The following is an 18,124-nucleotide window of genomic DNA, read 5'->3' on the forward strand; positions in this document are numbered from 1 at the left end:
GGAAACTAGGGACACTGGGATTGTAAAAGTCATTTCACATTCCAATTGCCACATATCGGTACCCAGTTCCCACACACCAGTACCCAATCGCATTATTATCGATATTTTGTATTATGAAATTCTTCTTAAGTCGTAAAAATGTGTATATTTCCTGTAGAAAACATGGAAAACTATCAGGAGTACTGATAGGCTTGGCTTCAAACCTAATGTAACTTTATATTGATGGTTTTCCAGCCCTTGCTCATCTATGATCGAAGTTTGTAACCATTTCCTGTGACCGAGACGATGTCCGCTCATTCTCTACCCGAACAACCCGCCGCTTGGCATAGTTTAGAAGTTGATAAATCACTAGAACTGCTGAAAACAAACGCAGAGACTGGTTTATCTCCCCAAGAAGTACAACAGCGACTGGAAAAATATGGTCCAAATGAACTAGAGGAAACTGCAGGACGCAGTGCGTGGCGGATTCTGATAGATCAGTTCACAAACATCATGTTGTTGATGCTGATTGCCGTAGCCATAATTTCTGGGGTTCTGGACCTGATATCTTGGCGGCAAGGCACATTGAAACCTGGGGAATTACCATTTAAAGATACGATCGCCATTCTAGCGATTGTCGTACTGAACGGTATACTTGGTTACGTACAAGAAAGTCGTGCAGAAAAAGCCCTAGCAGCGTTGAAAAAACTGGCATCACCTAACGTGCGAGTCCTGCGTGACAGCAGACCAGTAGAGGTGCCAGCTCAACAGTTAGTGCCAGGAGATGTGATGTTAGTAGAAGCTGGCGTACACGTAGCTGCAGATGGGCGTTTGATCGAAGAATCCAACCTGCAAATACGGGAATCGGCGCTAACAGGTGAAGCGGAAGCAGTAAACAAACAGGCAAAAGTTACATTGCCAGAAGAAACCTCCTTGGGCGATCGCGTTAATTTAGTCTTTCAAGGGACTGAAATTGTCCAAGGACGAGCCAAAATTCTCGTAACCAATACCGGGATGCAAACCGAATTGGGTAAAATTGCTTCCATGTTGCAAGCGGTAGAAAGCGAACCAACTCCCCTACAACAGAGGATGACCCAACTTGGTAATGTCCTGGTTACAGGTTCTTTAATTCTAGTAGTCGTTGTCATTGGAATTGGTCTTCTCCGGGGAGGTAACTTACAAGAATTATTGGAAGTTTCTCTCAGTATGGCAGTTGCTGTAGTCCCAGAAAGCTTACCCGCAGTTATCACCGTTACCCTGGCACTGGGAACACAGAGAATGGTACGCCGCAACGCCTTAATTCGGAAACTACCTGCGGTAGAAACTTTAGGTTCCGTCACAACCATCTGTTCCGACAAAACCGGGACTCTCACGCAAAATAAGATGGTAGTACAGTCAGTTTACACAAATGTTTCTAATTCCAGTTCAAGCCCCAGTAGGGATTTGATTTCTGAAGATGGAAACCACTCACCGCAATCGCTACAAAATACAAATAACCAATTTTTGAGCGTTACAGGTTCTGGTTACGACCCAGTGGGAGAGTTTCAACTTCAAGATCGAAAAACTGAGCCACAGGAGTATCCAGCGCTCCAAGCGCTGCTTGTTGCCTGTACCATGTGTAATGATTCCTTTTTGCAACAAGATAAAGGACAGTGGAGGATTTTAGGCGATCCAACAGAAGGTGCTTTGGTAACACTTGCTGCAAAAGGAGGAATTGAAAAGGATCAATGGGATAGCAAATTGCCTCGTGTTGCAGAGTTCCCCTTCTCCTCAGAACGCAAGCGCATGAGTGTAATTTGTAAAGCAGAGCAAGTAGAAACAGGAGTCTCGCCTATCGCAGAAGTTGACCCCATCGTCAGTCACTTACTGCAACCGTCAGAACGCTACTTAATGTTTACCAAAGGTTCGCCAGAGTTAATACTTGCACGGTGTACTCGTATTTATATAGGGAATAGCGCCATCCCGATTGAGGAGGGACAACGCAGTCAAATTCTGACAGAAAATGACACAATGGCAAGTAAAGGTCTGCGGGTTTTGGGTTTTGCTTACAAACCTCTTACCGAAATACCACCGGAAGGTTCAGATGAAGAATCCGAGAAAGAATTGGTATGGCTGGGGTTAATAGGAATGCTTGATGCACCCCGTCCGGAAGTAAGGGATGCCGTGCAAGAATGTCGAGATGCAGGAATCCGCCCGGTCATGATTACTGGAGACCACCAACTCACCGCACGCGCCATTGCTGTGGATTTGGGTATAGCTCAAGAAAGCGATCGCGCCTTAACAGGTCAAGAATTGCAGCGAATGAGCGATAAAGAACTAGAAGAACAAGTTGATTTGGTGAGCATCTACGCTCGAGTCGCCCCCGAACACAAACTTCGCATCGTTCAAGCACTGCAACGCCGGGGTCGATTTGTCGCCATGACAGGCGATGGTGTCAACGATGCACCAGCCCTCAAACAAGCTGACATTGGTATTGCCATGGGTATCACCGGTACCGATGTGAGTAAAGAAGCCAGTGACATGGTACTCCTTGATGACAACTTTGCCACAATTGTCGCCGCTACAAAGGAAGGTAGAGTTGTATACACAAACATCCGCCGTTTTATTAAATACATCCTTGGTAGTAACATAGGCGAGGTGATCACAATTGCTGCAGCACCCATTATGGGACTCGGAGGTGTACCTCTAACACCACTGCAAATTCTGTGGATGAACCTTGTAACAGATGGATTACCAGCTCTGGCGTTAGCTGTAGAACCTGCAGAACCTGATGTGATGAAACGCCCGCCCTTCAGTCCTCGTGAAAGCATTTTTGCCCGAGGCTTGGGTTCTTACATGATTCGGATTGGTATTGTCTTTGCCATCATTTCTATTATTCTCATGGCATGGGCTTACAATCACGTTAAGGTCGTGACGGGTCCGGATCTCAATCCTGACCGTTGGAAGACGATGGTGTTTACTGCGCTGTGTATTGCCCAAATGGGTCACGCATTAGCAATTCGCTCTAACTCCCAACTGACCATTGAGATGAACCCCTTCTCCAATCCATACGTGCTAGCTGCTGTTGTTGTGACATCTATTCTGCAACTGTTGCTTGTTTACGTACCTCCTCTACAAGCTTTCTTTGGAACTCACTACTTAAGTTTGCCAGAGTTGGCAATTTGTCTTGGCTTTAGTGCCTTAATGTTTGTATGGATTGAAGCGGAAAAACTTTTCTTCCGATTGACGGGTAAGAAAGTTGTTTAGAGACTGGGGGTTAGGGGAGACGAGAGACACGGGAAACAAGGGAGACAAGAAGGACAAGGGAGACAAGAAGGACAAGGTAGAATTTTCTCCCTTATCTACCCCCTCATTTTGTGCGCCCTTGTCTGCTCCTTCTCTGTTGTCTACCCCCTCTTCCTTGTCACGCAATTCTCAATCTTATGTACTTGAAAACTCTTCTCCTCCGACAATTTCGCAATTACAAAGAACAGCAGGTTGAATTTACTGCTCCTAAAACAATTTTGGTAGGTAATAATGCTCAAGGAAAATCAAATTTGTTGGAGGCGGTAGAATTACTGGCAACATTACGATCGCACCGCATGGCACGCGATCGTGATTTAATTCGAGATGGGGAAGAAACATCTGCACTCATAGCGTCTTTAGAGCGACAAGCTGGGGTAAGTGATTTGAGTATCATCCTGCGTCGGAACGGTCGTCGTACTGTTTCCCTCAATGGTGAAAATCTCAGGCGTCATATGGACTTTCTTGGTGTTCTCAATGCTGTACAGTTTTCCAGTTTGGATTTGGATTTAGTTCGTGGAGGTCCTGAAGGTCGCCGTCATTGGCTCGATACACTTTTAATTCAACTCGAACCTGTCTACGCTCACATATTACAGCAGTACAATCAGGTGTTGCGACAGCGCAATGCTTTTTTAAAAAGCGTTCAGCAACAAGGGCTGAGCCACCAACCAAAAGAGTTAGCTCTTTGGGACGCACAGTTAGCAACTACGGGTACGCGGGTCATCAGGCGACGCGATCGCGCCTTAACGCGACTTGCTCCCATAGCGATCGCATGGCATGCTAGCATTAGTGGTAGCACGGAAATTTTACAACTCAAATACTCTCCTAATGTTCCTTTAGAGCAAAATAATTTAGAAGAAGTCCAGCAAGCTTTTTTAAACAAAATTCAACAGAGAACTGTCGCTGAGTTACATCAAGGGACTAGTCTTGTCGGTCCCCATCGGGATGAAGTCGAGTTAACCATCAATCACACACCAGCCCGTCAATACGGTTCTCAAGGACAGCAGAGAACGTTAGTTTTAGCACTCAAACTAGCAGAATTGCAACTCATAGAGGAAGTTGTTGGAGAACCACCTTTACTTTTGCTTGATGATGTTTTAGCAGAGTTAGATTTATCTCGGCAAAACCAGCTTCTAGATGCCATTCAAGATCGTTTTCAAACGCTAATTACCACCACGCATTTAGGTTCCTTCGATTCACAATGGTTAAATTCTTCCCAAATTCTTTCTGTCAATGCCGGTCAGATATCGAAAGTTGTTAATGGTTAATTGCTAATTGTCAGTCATCCATTAACCATTAACCATTAGCCATTAGCCATTAGCCATTAGCCCTTCGGGTTCGCCCTTCGGGTTCGCCAGTCCCCTACGGCGGGAAACCCGCCTGCAGGGCTGGTCTCACCATTAGCCATTAGCCATTAGCCATTAGCCATTAGCCATTAGCCTAATGTCTTTCAAATCGTTTAAAAACACTTAAAACTAACAAACATAAGAATGCTCCTATTAATCCAAGCTGCCACAAACCAGAACCAGCAGCAATTCCGAGAGCGGCGGAAACCCAAATAGCCGCTGCTGAAGTTAGCCCTTGGATTTCCATTCGGTTTGATTCGTGAGAAGATTGACGTAAGATTTCTCCGGCACCAATAAATCCTACACCAGTTGCAATGCCCTGAATGACTCGTGATAGAGCTTCAGATCCAGTCACCGATTGAGATACATTCGATTGTAGGACTATTAAACTGAACAGAGCAGCACCAAAACTCACCAACATATGAGTTCTCAAACCCGCAGGTTTATGGGTCAATTGACGTTCGATCCCAACAATTGCCCCAATCAGCAAAGCAAAGCACAGTCTGAAGGTTATGTTTAACCAATCATTTGATGCAATGTAGTAAATAGGGGGCAATTGTATAATCCTTTTCCATTTTTGCTCAGAATTTTAGTATACTACGATCGCCACCACGCCTGGTGGTAATATCCTGATAGATACTTTTCTGCTTGAAAGTACTTTCATCACTACTGTTCGTATTTTTTTATATAGCTACATCAATAATTACGTAATTGAGTGGACAAACTCTACTGGCTCGATCGAATTAAACTACAAGACCGCACCAAGGTTGGTGATAAAGCATTTCAGTTGAGCAAATTAATACAGCGAGGATATCCAGTACTTCCTGGTTTTGTGGTGTCAGCAGGAGTTCTGCGGGAATTTTTAGAAACTCTCAATAGTTCAGAAGCACTCGTTGCAGATCTACCTCACTCTTCCTTTCATCTAGATGTAGCAAACTGGCGTCAACTTCAACAAGTGGCTAGGCGCTTTCGTCAAGAAATTACTCAAGCCAATTTACCTCCGCGTTTGCTTGGCGCTATCTTGGAAGCGGTGAGAGAACAAGAAAGTAAAGACCTCAATCTCCTCATTTTCAGACCCTCTGTTGTCGCGCCAACTGCAAAACAGGGATTGGGTAATGTATCTGGACTGCTCGAAGCTCAAGTTTGTTCGTATAACGAACAAGCTATTGCATTTGCTTTGAAGCAAGCTTGGAGCCAAATGTTTCGCGCTAAGAGTTTACTTTACTGGCAATGGGCGGGAGTCGAACTCAGACAAATCAATTTAGGAGTTTTGGTACAACCTTTCAGAAATGCGATCGCGAGTGGTGTACTAAATGCCACTTCTTCAGAATGGGAAATTTTGGCGACTTGGGGATTGGGAATGTCAATTTCTCAAGGAGAAGTTTTACCAGATGTTTTTTACATCCAACCAGATACTGGCAATGTACGAGAACGGGAAATAGGTAATAAAACTATAGCTTACCGAACCTCTAATGCATCATCAATTATGATGTCTGAAGCTTCCTATATTGTAACTGACCTGCTTGCAGAAGAGAAACAAAAACAATATGCACTGACAGAGGAATATTTACAGCAACTCGTTCATCTAGCAGGTCAGCTAGTTAAAGAAATAGGTGCAAACTTCACAATAGAATGGACGATTTCTAATGAAAGCACAACAGGAGTTCTGTACATAACACACATCAGTACTCCTCAATCTGCTATTCCTAATGTCTCCCCAATCAAAGGGTTGGCTGCAGCAACAGGACGGGTGTCAGCAAATGCTTATGTTATTAATAATTCACAATTAAAGCCAGAAAAAATACCCAATGGAGCGATTTTGGTTTTACCAAACATAACTCCTGATTGGTTATCGCTTCTACAATATGTGACGGGGATTGTGACAGAGCAAGGAGGGTTAACCAGTCATGCGGCTATTCTTGCCAGAGAATTAAGTATCCCTGCGGTAGTTAGTGTAAAAGATGCCACAAAAATCATTCAAACAGGGGAACGATTGCAAATAGATGGTGATAAGGGAGAAATTTATCATATTGCACGAGGAGAAGAAGAAATAAAACAAGAGGACGCACCAGTTGAAAATGAAAAATTCAAAGTCCAAAGTTTGGAAGGGCTTCCTCAGTCTCTAACTTTCTCTCATTCTTTACAGCTACCCATTATTGCGACTCAACTGCTTGTAAATCTGAGTCAACCCAGCGCGATCGCAAAGGTACATACTTTACCTGTGGATGGTGTAGGGTTATTAAGATCGGAGCTGATGGTTCTCAATATATTGGAAGGAAAACACCCCAGTGTTTGGATTGGGGAAGGAGAACGAGCACAATTATTGGAAAGGTGGTACGATGCGATCGCCCAATTTGCCCGTGCTTTTGAACCAAAACCCGTGTTTTATCGATCTTTAGATTGGCGATCGCACGAACTGCAATCGCTAGAAAACAGTTCACCGACTGCCATACAATCGGTATTGGGAGAGCGCGGTACCTATAGTTACCTGATAAATCCTACAGTTTTTGAGTTAGAGCTAGCAGCTTTAGCAAAGGTACAGAGAGCAGGTTATAGCAATATTCATCTTTTGTTACCTTTCGTTCGCACAGTCGAAGAGTTCTCATTTTGTCGCCAAAAAGTTGAGCAGGCGAAGTTAACTCAGGTAAGACAGTTCCAATTGTGGATTATGGCGGAAGTTCCCAGCGTTCTTTTCTTAATGCCAGAATATGTTAGAGCTGGGGTACAAGGAATTTCTATTGGTACAAACGATCTAACACAACTTTTACTGGGAGTCGATAGAGAACAAGGACACTTGGCAAAAGCATTTAATGAAAGCCATCCCGTTGTGATGGATGCGATCGCCCAGCTGATCCAAATGGCACAAAAGGCAAATATTCCCTGTTCGATCTGCGGACAAGCACCCGTCTTATATCCTGAAATTATTGAGCAACTGGTGCGATGGGGTATTACTTCTATCTCTGTAGAACCAGATGCAGTAGAACAGACATATAGAGCGATCGCGCGTGCTGAGCAAAGGGTGATTTTGGAAGCAGCGCGACGACAACTGAAGGATGAAGGATGAGGTAAAGACACTTTGCAAAGCAAGTGTCCCTTCTGTGAACAGCTTGTTGTCAAGCGGGTTTTACTATTGAGCGTTTTTTCGGACAGTTTCCACGTCTAGCTTTAAGCGTTCCGCAATCTGCTCAATCGTTAACCCTAGCTCTAATAAGATTGGTATCATTTCTAGCTTAGTCGTCTGTATACCTTCTTGTTTCGCTTCTTGATAAACTCTCGTATTTTTTAAAGAATCTAAACCTAGCATAGTTGCTATTTCCTCCCGACTTAAGTTAGCAAACTTATCAATGACCACTGCTTGAATAAATTCTAAAACCTTTTCCTTCAAGATGGCATTGCTTAGCTCCTGTTGGGCTTGACTCATAAGTTTTCTGGCGAGTTCTCCGGTTTTTGAAGGCGTTTTCTTTTCGACTATTAAACGCATAACTCCCACTGCTAACGACTGATTGGGCGTTTTTGCCAACTCATCAAGGTAGAAGCAACGTAAATGTGCTTTAAAAAAACTTAAATATTCTGGAAAATTGCCTTCATTACTTTTTGTATTATAAATGATGACAGCGTACCAAGTTTTATTGGGAGGTTGATATTGGGTTAAATAAAGAATGACTTTTGCCACAAATTGGTTGTAGAAATTATCATCTTTATAAGACTGCGCTTCTATAAAGTAGATTGGCTCATCTGGATAAGTCTCTGGGGTTGAAAGCAGCCCATCTAAACGAAACCCTCTCTGTTTAATTTCTTGAGCGCTAAATTTGTAAATACTGGGGTCTGTTTCTGAGTGACCAATGAATTCAAAGAATAACTCTGGAATTTCTTTGAAGATTTCATAAAATAATGGATCTGCTGTCATTGATTGTGTACATCTAAGCTCGAATTTTTATAAGTATAAAATATACGTGTAACCATTCTCAATTGTTTTGGAAACATTAAAACCCCGACAAATTGTATGGTGTCGGGGTTGCGGATAATAAAGCTTTAGTGAGAGTAAATTGGAGTTTAAATTAGCGAGAGAAAGACGGTAAGGAAGTCCTAATCACATAAAGCATAATTGTGATTTTATAGGTAAGAAACCCCAAAAATATTGGCAGGATTTCCAATTGCTCCAATCGACTTGCCAATATACTTAACACTATCAACAAAGCGAAGCGAGCTTTGCTAAGTTGTTTTTTTTCTGAGCCCAATCGCTCTACATCTTTAACCAACATCCTCAAGTACAATAGCCCCGCACAAGCCCCAATTAAATAGTTTAAGGCAATGTTGGCAGAATAAAAAAACCACACGCAGCCAAAAGAAATTCCTATCAAGGCAAGAGTTATGAACAGCAACTCTTGCGCGAGTTGGTAAAACTCTTCCATTGAGGAACCCGTGTCTGTTATCTCATTAGAAACAGATTGAGTTTCCGCGTCGATTTTTTGTGTTGGTTTAATGTCTTCAGATAAGATGCGATCGCTTTTCGCAGTCTCATCTGTATTAATTGTATTAATTCTAGAAAAGCCCTCTAAGTGTAATTGCTCTAACTCGATTAATGAAGAGCGTTCTAGCATAGCGCTGTGGAGTCTTAACATAATTTCCTCAAATGTTGGAAAGTAGGGAGTAGAGAATCAGGAGTCAGGGAAAGAACGCCCTTGTCCCGTTAGGAGAAAGATTGGGGATGAGGGTATATTAAAGTATATCTTTTAGAGCGCGAGTCCACATCTCGGCAACAAACTTATTCCCCTCATCATTAAAGTGAACGCCATCACTATTAAAAACATCAACCCGATTCATGCGAGTAATTATTGCAGCATGCATATCAAGAAAGATGATTCGCTTTCCTTGTTGGGAAAGTTCTTTGACACGATTCTTAAGAAATGCGTTAGCTGCAGTTCTCGTTTTATTGGCATCAACGCCCTTTTGAACATCCCATTTAAAGGGGGGAATTGAGGCGACTACAATTCTGGCATTAGGACGTATCAAGAAGATTTCATCAATAATCCCTTGAAGAGATTTTGTCAGAACGCTAGAGGTATTATCCCCTCTAACATCAGTGCCAAAGAAATCATTGGTACCGAGCATCATCAGCACGACATCAGGCTTAGTGTCTTGAACCCAGTTCCGAACGCTTCCCGGCTTTCCCTCCCAAGAGGGAAGACGAACTTTTGCACCCGGTTGTTGCAAAACTTGCGCCGCCGACCACCCACCATGGCATTCGTGATCTGGGTCCTTCTTATATGCACCGTCTTTTTTGGTTCCTACCCAATCTATAGTAGAGCCAAATTTGGTACTGGCTACCTTACTACGCAAAACAGCAATATTGCCCTCACAGAGAGAGTCGCCCAAGGACATCACTTTCGTAGCCGCAGTAGCAGCGTTAATTGGGAGAAAACATAATATTATGGCGGCTATACCTAAATAACCCCACAGACCTCTAAATGTTTTTTTACTTGTGCATTTGCGACTCTTATTCGTGTCTAACAAATAACGGGCTTGATTTTGGATAATCATTACGGATTTTATAGATTACTCTCCAATAAATACATTATCCAAGTCAGTAGATAGTTGTGAAACAACCTTACTTTGTAAAGAAGTTGTTCGTGGTTGAGTAGTTAGGAGTTTAGAGAACAGATTAATATTCCTTTAGTTAAACCGAAAAGTTTTCCCCTTGAAGGCTTTTACCCAATTGATATCAAATCCGTCGGTATCGGAATTATTCCTCTGTCCTCTCCCTCTGCGTCCTCTGCGTTCTCTGCGGTTTTTTAATCATTCAGATGCTACCGGATTTGATATCAATTGCACAACTGACTCAAAGCGCGACAGTTCCAAAGCCCTTCTCCAATGGGAGCTACGGTGGTGTACAGATCTTTAGAAAAGAGATGAAACATCGTAAAAAGGGAGAATTAGAATGAAGTTCCCCCCTTTTTTAAGGGGGGTTAGGGGGGATCGAAACAGCTTTTAATGCACTTCAAAAGACTTGTCCGATAGAATTAGATGAGATATTTTACTGATGTTGTGAAAGATGAACTCAAAGGCTCGTTTCCTTTGGAAGATTGCAAGTAACGATAAAGACGATTGACTGCATTGATATAAGCGTAAGCTGATGCAACAACAATGTCCGTGTCGGAGGACTGTCCGGAGAAAATGCGGTTTTGATGGCGCAGGCGAACGGTAACGGTTCCCAAAGCATCAATTCCTTCTGTCACAGATTGGACGGAATACTCAACTAATTGGCTCGATACCCGCACCATCCGAGCGATCGCTTTATACACTGCATCCACCGGACCTGTACCTACCGCAGCATCAGTCACAATTTCTCCATTTGGAGTCACAATTGTGATAGTTGCTGTCGGACAAGTACAATCTCCACAGGTGACTTGTACGTGTTCTAACTGAAAACCGCTTTCTACTTGAATTTGGGTTTCGTCTCGCACAATAGCCTCAATATCCCAATCGGTCATTTCTTTTTTCTTATCAGCAACTTCTTTAAACCTGATGAAGGCTTTGTTAAAGTCTGCTTCGTTCAGGTCAAACCCCAATTCTTGCAGCTTGCTCCGGAAGGCGTTGCGCCCTGAGTGCTTACCCAACACGATCCGATTTTCTGGCAACCCGATGTCCGCAGCATTCATGATTTCGTAAGTTTCTCGGTGCTTAATCACACCATCTTGGTGAACTCCTGATTCATGAGCAAAGGCGTTAGCTCCAACGATCGCCTTATTTGGTTGTACTGCGATCCCTGTCAATTGAGAAACCAAGCAGGAAGTTTTATAAATTTCTTGAGTTTTGATATTGACCAAAGGGGCTTCACTTTCTACAGGACGACCCAAGTAGGGATTGTAATAGGGTTTGCGAACCTGCAAAGCCATAACAATCTCTTCTAATGCAGCATTGCCAGCACGTTCTCCAATACCATTGATGGTGCATTCTACCTGGCGCACTCCGTTTTCAATTGCTGCTAGTGCATTGGCTGTGGCTAAACCCAAATCGTTTTGAGTGTGAACCGAAAGAATCACCTGTTCTATATTGGCTACGTTTTTCCTAATCCCTTGAATCAACTTTTCCATTTCTTTTGGCGTGCAGATTCCAACGGTATCGGGAATATTGATTGTGGTAGCACCAGCTGCAATTGCAGTGGATAAGACTTGGTAAAGAAACTCTGGTTCGGTGCGGCTTGCATCCATCGGTGAAAATTCTACATCTTGTACGAAGGACTTGGCATAGGCGATCGCTTCTTCAGCTATTGCCAGTACTTGGTCGCGGGTCTTTTTTAACTGGTATTTGAGATGAATATCTGATGTGGACAGAAAAACGTGAATTCTGGGATGAGCCGCCGGTTGCAGTGCTTCTGCAGCAGCTTTAATATCCTCGCGAATGGCTCTTGCCAAACTGCAAATGATGGGTCCACCCGGTACCCCACCAACTTGTTCGGCTATGGTTCTGACGGCTTCAAAGTCTCCCGGACTTGCGATCGCAAATCCGGCTTCTATCGCATCCACTCCGAGAAGAGCTAGTTGGTGAGCGATCGCTAACTTCTCTTCTACGTTAAGTGTTGCGCCAGGTGATTGTTCGCCATCCCTAAGTGTGGTGTCGAAGATAACGATTCGGTCTGTGGAGGAAATGCTCATAACTAGCTCCAAGAGTGTTAACTTTGTATATTGTATACAAAAAATCGTATACAATATACATTATGCATGAAAAAAGTTATGAATTTAAACGACCTAGCCGCCAACGTGCTGCAACAGCAACGCAGCACCCCAGATGTCATTGCCGATACCTTACGAGAAGCAATTCTGCGAGGAATTCTTCAAGAAGGTCAATCTCTCAGACAAGATGAAATCGCCACAAAATTTGGAGTCAGCCGCATTCCTGTGAGAGAAGCTCTGCGACAACTAGAAGCAGAAGGATTGGTCACGTTTCATCTGAATCGAGGGGCGATGGTATCGGTACTGTCACCAAATGAAGTGCAGGAAATTTGTGAAATTCGTTCCGCTTTAGAGGTGATGGCCATTCAACTCGCAATTCCCAACCTAGCTGAATCCAATTTAGAAAAAGCAGCGATGATTCTGGATGAAATCAATCGAGTCACAGATGCAACTTCCTGGGCGAAGCAAAATTGGGAATTTCATGCAGCGCTCTACACCTTGGCAAATCGACCTCGATTGCTGAAAATGATTCAAAACTTACATACGAATATGTTTCGCTATGCTCACCGACAGATGGAACAAGTAGATTATTTGGAAAGCAGCCAAAAGGAACACTATCAACTTTTAGATGCTTGTCGTCAAAAAGATACAAAAGCTGCTGTTAAAATATTGAAACGACACATTGATGCAGCTGCAAATCAACTACAACCATAAGTGTAAGCCCCTCACTGCTCTTAACTCTTTCTTCTCAAAGCCGTTGCCAGACACAGACAGATTGAAAATGTAGCGATCGCAAAACCGGGTGACAGATTCCTAGAAAGGATTGCTACGCAACAGATAACAACCCAGCTGACACCTGTCTCAACCCAAACGACATATGGTGGTTCGTAGTAAACGTTTTGATAGAGAGGTGTATACTTTTTAAGTAATGACACGTAGATGCAGGCAAGTGTAGGAATAACGATATTCATTACTGTGTCAACAAATACAGTTGTGACCTGAACGGGTATGTTTGTGAAGATTTTAACAACATTTCCAACAAAGAGAATTGCAGATAATTGCAGCCAAAGCTTTGTATCGAACATTACCTTCTCCTAAAACTTTCCAGCACATCTGTAAGGCATACTTGAACCATCGTTAGTATTCCCCAGATGAGGTGAAGGATAACATTCTACATTTAAAGGATATAGCCAGTTTCTCGTAAAAACTTACGTAAATCGGCAAAATAGCTATTGCGATCGCGTCCTTTATAAGCTTGTCTCACTTGCACCCAACCGTCTTCACCTTGACCCAACATATACTTGTCTGCCAGGTAAGCTGCTAAAATACCTTTCCCATCTTCGTATTGTTTCCCTTCCTTGAGGTAAAACTGCCAAAGTTCGGACGCGTGATTTTTAATGATTTTGGGATAGCGACGAGTCACATCCACCATTTTCCCGTTGCGATACTGGTAAATTTGTACCGGGTAACTCGAAGCCGCATAGCTTGTGAAAGCATAGGCAAAGCGATCGTCGCGACTTTCAAACTCTGGCAATCCATCCTTATCTAAATCCTTAAGTCCATAACCGCCATTCCCCCAAGCATGATTAATCTTTGTATACTGCTGGCGAGATTTGTCAAAGCGGTAAATTAAAGAATAAGTACAACAGTGTGCGCCACCTGTGAAGAAATCAGCAATTACTTCTGGTTCTTTATCGCCATCTAAATCTACTATTGGCAGTTGATTTTCTTTGGCGATCGCACCCAAAGGTCTATCGTAGTCGTTATCTTGAGCGAGGGGTTTGCGATCGAAAACCGTTTTGCCTGCACGAATAATTTTTAAACGAAGATTTTTATACTGATAATCTTGTGCTTTTTCGTAAGATATTTCTGCCCGGACGTTACCCGATTGTCCGGTTATGGTTTCTGCCGTGGCAGGTTGAGAAAAGCTTGCCACGGTCAAAAGCCCTAAAGTGATAAAAGAACTCCAAATTGGAGAACAAGTAGCCTTCATGGACAGTGTTGTATAGATATTGTTCTAGTTTATACAACACCCCAAAGATTAATATCGGAAAATTGCTGCTACAGGTGTGCTAAATGGGATTTGTTCTGAGCCAATGGTGTAAACTGTTCCACCGTTGAGCAAAGTGTAAGCAGCAGCAAAATCTAATAAATCGTCATCACCCGTTTCTTCTTCTTGATGCAAGAAAACTGTATCTGAAGACGGGTCAAACAGTCCCCATTGCTCTCGGTTGGCTGCAACTATTAAGGAATCAATTCTTTGGTAATATGCTGCAGGGATGATTTCTTTGAGATCGTTGGATGCTTTGCCAGTATTGGAACCATAAAGCATATTAAATCTTTCCACAACCTCTTGCTGCGACTGGTAAAACAGAGGCTCGACAATCGGCCAAGCCCGTTCGTGCAGCTCCTCTGCAGTTAGAATTTCTTGATTCCCAGAGATACCGTCTTCTATCAAATGCTGGTAAGTGTTTGCATCTCTGTACAAGGGCATTAGGTATTCTACTCCAGCCAGCATCAAAGGCGCTGTTTGGTTTCGCAATTTTTCTTCTAATGCATTATTCACTGCGTGGAAGAACTGTAAGATGCTTTCCTGATGCTTATCCCTGTCAGGGCTACCCTGTCCGTGAAACGATCCGGGCTGTTGAAAAGAATTGGCAGTTCCCCCTTTTGAGGTCGCAATGCGAAACTGACCGTCTTGGGCAGTCTCATCGTAGTTGAGGGCTTCATCTAAGCTCTTAGGCATATTTTCTACCTCAACCTCTTGGAGACCGTAGCGATCGCCTTCAAAGAACCGAACATCTTTTTGACTCAAAGCCAAGAGATAAAAACGCCCGTCGCCATTTAAAATCGGGAGCAGAGGCTTAATATGAAATCGGTCTGTTACCACAACCATTTCATCAAATTCTAGAGGCAAAGTATAGTAGCGAAAAACGTCATTAGAAATAAAAACTGCCAGTCCTTGGTCTCCTGTTTGCTCCCAAAAATCTGTCCGATCCAGCGAATGGGATTGTGCTAGCAATGCAACAGCATCATTATGCTCAATACCCGCATCAATTAAGCGAGCTTCCGCATCTTTCACCAAGTTTTTAAACCGAATAGAATTTTGCCTGACTTCTGGTCCGGCTGTTTGGATTGGCATATAAATTGAAACACAATTTTGTCTTGGCAGTTCTAGTAATGTTTTTATTTCCTCTCTAGAAATTAATGTCATGCTATATACCTCCTAAGAACGAGAACAAACATCCCAAATTAGACCGCTACTCTTTCAACGGTCTAACGATCTGTTTTTCCCAGATTGCTCAATCTGGCTTTATTTCACGTCAAATAAGGTGAAGTTTCATCTTTCTTATGGCAGGCAATAGAGATAAAACGTTTGAGCATTTGCAATACTACCAGATGATCTCTGGTTTTGTGGAGTAGCGATCGCTGTAATGACAAGCGTTTACACGAATGGCATGAATGAGTAGACGGCATGGAAGGCATTTAATGGTGGATCGAATGGTTCAGCATATTTATACCATTGAGAATGATTTAATTCGGCGCATGGATATCCAAGAATCTGAGAAGGTTATCAACCATCGCTTAACTTCGATCGCAGTTAAAGAGACTGGTTGACAAACAAAGAGCAAAAACTGCGTGTATGAGACTTATTGCAAATTCTTAAGGCAGCGGTGATATGCTGCCTTCACAAGTTCCTCAAATTGTTTTCTTATAAACATAAGTGAAAGCGATCGGCAAGAACGCAAAGTCACAAATCGTTAAAAGCTCGAGCCAAACAGTTTGGAGGTAAACTCATATGTTACACAAAATACTGGTTGCATTAGACACATCTAGTAGCAGTAGGAGCGTCTTTGAGGAAGCACTTACCTTGGCGAAGGCTTTACAAGCTAACCTGACGTTGTTGCACGTACTATCGCAAGTAGAAGAGGGAAGCCCAGATACTTCTTTACTGTCGAGCCCTGAATACTATGTAGGACTGGGGTTGAGCACCGAAATTTTGCAAATACAGCGCCAACAGTGGGAGGAGTTCATTAATCGGGGAATGGAAATGTTGCGATCGCTTACAGATGAAGCAACTGCCATTGGTATAAGTTGTGAATGGACTCAACAGCCTGGTAGTCCCGGTCATACCATCTGCGAGTTTGCCACACAAAATGGATTTGACTTAATTGTAATCGGACGTAGGGGTCGCTCCGGTCTGTCTGAGTTGTTTTTAGGTAGCGTCAGCAATTACGTTCTGCACCATGCCTCTTGTTCTGTCTTGACTGTACAGCATCCTGTGACTGCAAGTAAAATTAAAACTGCACGGTCAGAACCAGCACCATCCATCTAATGCCACATCATGTAGCGCGTGCTTTACATATAGCGTGTCCCCAAGCACATACCCGGAGGGAGTTCTCCCCTTGTAGCACTCACAAAAAATCCTAAAACCCACGTAGGTGGGTTTTATAAGTATAGCTGCAAATTCCATGTTCTAGAAAAGACAAGCCATACAATTTCTCATTAAATATTGGGTGTATCGGAGTGAACGTGTTTTGGGTTGACAATCATCTCACTTTTGCCTTGCCTGGTAAACCCCAAAGTCACCCGTTTCATAATCCAATGCAAAACTGCTAGTACTGCAAAAGTAATAGCAATAATGACTAAAGGTTGTTTCCCCAAAATTTCTTCTATGCCTTTGGTCAGCACGGTGTCCAATTGAGTGACAAAATCCCAACTATTGAAGCGCAAGAATCTCCCCCAATACACCCCAATAGCACAGAGAGCATGAGTCATCATCTCAACGCCTAAAATCCATTGGCTCTTGCCTATCCTATGCAGGTAATAACCTAAGTTAATTAAAGAAACAACGTAAGCTTCAAATCCTGCTAGGATAACTAGTAGATACAACGGGATCAGTACAAGGGTAATCATCCATATTGATTGGATTGTACGGATATCATCTATCAAGTGAATGACATCGGTTAACAGGTAAGGTGCATTAGGTAGAAAAGCAAAGAACACCAGGAATCCGAGCCACCAAACCCAAGACCGTCCTCGCTTCATGCGAAATAGCCAAACACTCAAAGCCAATGGTATAAATGCCAGAAATAGATTCCAAGTCATCCAACGCATGTTAATTTGCAGGACTTGTATGACTCTAGCTATCAATTCAATCAGTTCCTCTTTCATAACTGCTTCCCTAAAAAGCGTATAAATGGTTTACGAACCCCGTTTATTTTTAAGCTAGCTGATAAACTGAGAAAACGTCATCAGGTAATTGGGAAGGTGGGGCTCCCTCTGGCAATGGAGACAACGGGTACTGGGTATGAGAACACCTTCTTACTAAACTATAAGGACAACTTTGCCAAATTAGAAGTTTCATCTTTGGAATGTTGTCCTTATACTAGCTGTTATATATACTTCATGACTACTGAATTTGGTTCCTGAAATGGCGTCAACGGATCATGACTCGACTGCGGGGACCAATTGTTTGTTTGGGTGTCGATATTTCTTTACCGCATTGGGCTGAATTTTTCGTGTTGTTTCTTGAACATACACCGGAAGCAAGGGTAGAGGAGTCAGTCCGATTCGTGTTTATGGAATTTCCATTGCTGAACTCTACTTGAGGCAAAGTAGAGGGTGATGAATAATTAGATTCGTTGACATCTATAGTGGGTGTGGATGAAAGTATTACATTGCTGTTGTCAACAATGGATGTAGTAGGTGCTGGTGTGGGATTGCTTACCACTGGCGATGGGGATGGTGATGTGGGATTGCTCACCACTGGCGATGGGGATGGTGATGTGGGATTGCTCACCACCGGCGATGGGGATGGAGTGGGATTGCTCACCACTGGCG

Annotated in this window: 17 protein-coding genes; 8 read left to right on the plus strand and 9 right to left on the minus strand. The window is 43.1% G+C overall.

The annotated features are described in order from the left end of the window. Positions 1 to 285 precede the first annotated feature (285 nt). Both AB0756_RS23235 and recF read left to right on the plus strand, forming a co-directional pair. Positions 286 to 3,225, plus strand: coding sequence for a cation-translocating P-type ATPase (locus tag AB0756_RS23235; protein WP_038091859.1), 2,940 nt, complete (start codon positions 286 to 288; stop codon positions 3,223 to 3,225). A 176-nt stretch (positions 3,226 to 3,401) separates the two neighbouring features. After that, positions 3,402 to 4,529 carry a DNA replication/repair protein RecF gene (gene recF / locus AB0756_RS23240; protein WP_038091861.1) on the plus strand — a complete coding sequence of 376 codons (1,128 nt, stop codon included), beginning with the start codon at positions 3,402 to 3,404 and terminating at the stop codon, positions 4,527 to 4,529. A 172-nt stretch (positions 4,530 to 4,701) separates the two neighbouring features. Here the strand turns inward: recF and AB0756_RS23245 are convergent, their stop codons facing one another. Then, positions 4,702 to 5,163, minus strand: a complete 462-nt coding sequence (locus tag AB0756_RS23245) for an MgtC/SapB family protein (RefSeq protein ID WP_038091863.1) — start codon at positions 5,161 to 5,163, stop codon at positions 4,702 to 4,704. A 159-nt stretch (positions 5,164 to 5,322) separates the two neighbouring features. On the opposite strand from AB0756_RS23245, the gene AB0756_RS23250 reads away from it, so the two are divergent. Beyond that, positions 5,323 to 7,671: a putative PEP-binding protein gene (locus tag AB0756_RS23250; protein ID WP_038091864.1), complete on the plus strand. Its 2,349-nt coding sequence runs from the start codon at positions 5,323 to 5,325 to the stop codon at positions 7,669 to 7,671. A 63-nt stretch (positions 7,672 to 7,734) separates the two neighbouring features. On the opposite strand, the gene AB0756_RS23255 is transcribed toward AB0756_RS23250, so the two are convergent. From AB0756_RS23255 to AB0756_RS23270, 4 genes are all read right to left on the minus strand, one after another. After that, a complete protein-coding gene (locus AB0756_RS23255; RefSeq protein ID WP_038091866.1) occupies positions 7,735 to 8,514 on the minus strand; it encodes an Rpn family recombination-promoting nuclease/putative transposase in 780 nt (259 codons plus the stop codon). A gap of 151 nt (positions 8,515 to 8,665) precedes the next feature. Then, a complete protein-coding gene (locus AB0756_RS23260; protein ID WP_237265942.1) occupies positions 8,666 to 9,229 on the minus strand; it encodes an ATP synthase subunit I in 564 nt (187 codons plus the stop codon). A gap of 97 nt (positions 9,230 to 9,326) precedes the next feature. Next, a complete protein-coding gene (locus AB0756_RS23265; RefSeq protein WP_038091868.1) occupies positions 9,327 to 10,148 on the minus strand; it encodes a GDSL-type esterase/lipase family protein in 822 nt (273 codons plus the stop codon). Positions 10,149 to 10,627: 479 nt separating this feature from the next. Next, positions 10,628 to 12,262, minus strand: a complete 1,635-nt coding sequence (locus AB0756_RS23270; RefSeq protein WP_038091869.1) for a 2-isopropylmalate synthase — start codon at positions 12,260 to 12,262, stop codon at positions 10,628 to 10,630. Positions 12,263 to 12,340: 78 nt separating this feature from the next. Between AB0756_RS23270 and AB0756_RS23275 the strand changes: the two genes are divergently transcribed. Then, positions 12,341 to 12,994 carry a GntR family transcriptional regulator gene (locus AB0756_RS23275; RefSeq protein ID WP_050045357.1) on the plus strand — a complete coding sequence of 218 codons (654 nt, stop codon included), beginning with the start codon at positions 12,341 to 12,343 and terminating at the stop codon, positions 12,992 to 12,994. Between the two features lie 20 nt (positions 12,995 to 13,014). Here the strand turns inward: AB0756_RS23275 and AB0756_RS23280 are convergent, their stop codons facing one another. The 3 genes from AB0756_RS23280 to AB0756_RS23290 all read right to left on the minus strand — a co-directional run bounded on the left by AB0756_RS23280 (position 13,015) and on the right by AB0756_RS23290 (position 15,494). Beyond that, complete coding sequence (locus tag AB0756_RS23280) at positions 13,015 to 13,365, minus strand: hypothetical protein (RefSeq protein WP_050045179.1); 351 nt, start codon at positions 13,363 to 13,365, stop codon at positions 13,015 to 13,017. A 92-nt stretch (positions 13,366 to 13,457) separates the two neighbouring features. Further along, the gene (locus AB0756_RS23285) at positions 13,458 to 14,273 is read right to left on the minus strand and encodes a hypothetical protein (protein ID WP_038091874.1); all 816 of its coding nucleotides are present in this window, start codon (positions 14,271 to 14,273) and stop codon (positions 13,458 to 13,460) included. 48 nt (positions 14,274 to 14,321) lie between these two features. Then, the gene (locus AB0756_RS23290) at positions 14,322 to 15,494 is read right to left on the minus strand and encodes a baeRF7 domain-containing protein (RefSeq protein ID WP_038091877.1); all 1,173 of its coding nucleotides are present in this window, start codon (positions 15,492 to 15,494) and stop codon (positions 14,322 to 14,324) included. 248 nt (positions 15,495 to 15,742) lie between these two features. Here AB0756_RS23290 and AB0756_RS23295 point away from each other — a divergent pair, with 248 nt between their 5' ends. Both AB0756_RS23295 and AB0756_RS23300 read left to right on the plus strand, forming a co-directional pair. Further along, on the plus strand, positions 15,743 to 15,898 hold the full coding sequence (locus AB0756_RS23295; protein ID WP_153021545.1) for a hypothetical protein: 156 nt from the start codon (positions 15,743 to 15,745) through the stop codon (positions 15,896 to 15,898). A 181-nt stretch (positions 15,899 to 16,079) separates the two neighbouring features. Continuing rightward, entirely contained in the window at positions 16,080 to 16,616 is a 537-nt protein-coding gene (locus AB0756_RS23300; protein WP_038091880.1) for a universal stress protein, read from the plus strand. Between the two features lie 170 nt (positions 16,617 to 16,786). Here AB0756_RS23300 and AB0756_RS23305 read toward each other — a convergent pair whose 3' ends face one another. After that, positions 16,787 to 17,455 carry a DUF1361 domain-containing protein gene (locus tag AB0756_RS23305; protein ID WP_038091882.1) on the minus strand — a complete coding sequence of 223 codons (669 nt, stop codon included), beginning with the start codon at positions 17,453 to 17,455 and terminating at the stop codon, positions 16,787 to 16,789. A gap of 275 nt (positions 17,456 to 17,730) precedes the next feature. On the opposite strand from AB0756_RS23305, the gene AB0756_RS23310 reads away from it, so the two are divergent. Continuing rightward, positions 17,731 to 17,892 carry a hypothetical protein gene (locus tag AB0756_RS23310; RefSeq protein WP_162002280.1) on the plus strand — a complete coding sequence of 54 codons (162 nt, stop codon included), beginning with the start codon at positions 17,731 to 17,733 and terminating at the stop codon, positions 17,890 to 17,892. Between the two features lie 33 nt (positions 17,893 to 17,925). Beyond that, positions 17,926 to 18,124, plus strand: a 199-nt coding sequence (locus AB0756_RS23315) for a hypothetical protein (protein WP_408019918.1), incomplete at its 3' end; no start/stop codon positions are given.

Origin of the sequence: Tolypothrix campylonemoides VB511288_2, assembly GCF_045999855.1 — a bacterium.
Lineage (GTDB): Bacteria > Cyanobacteriota > Cyanobacteriia > Cyanobacteriales > Nostocaceae > Scytonema > Scytonema bouteillei_A.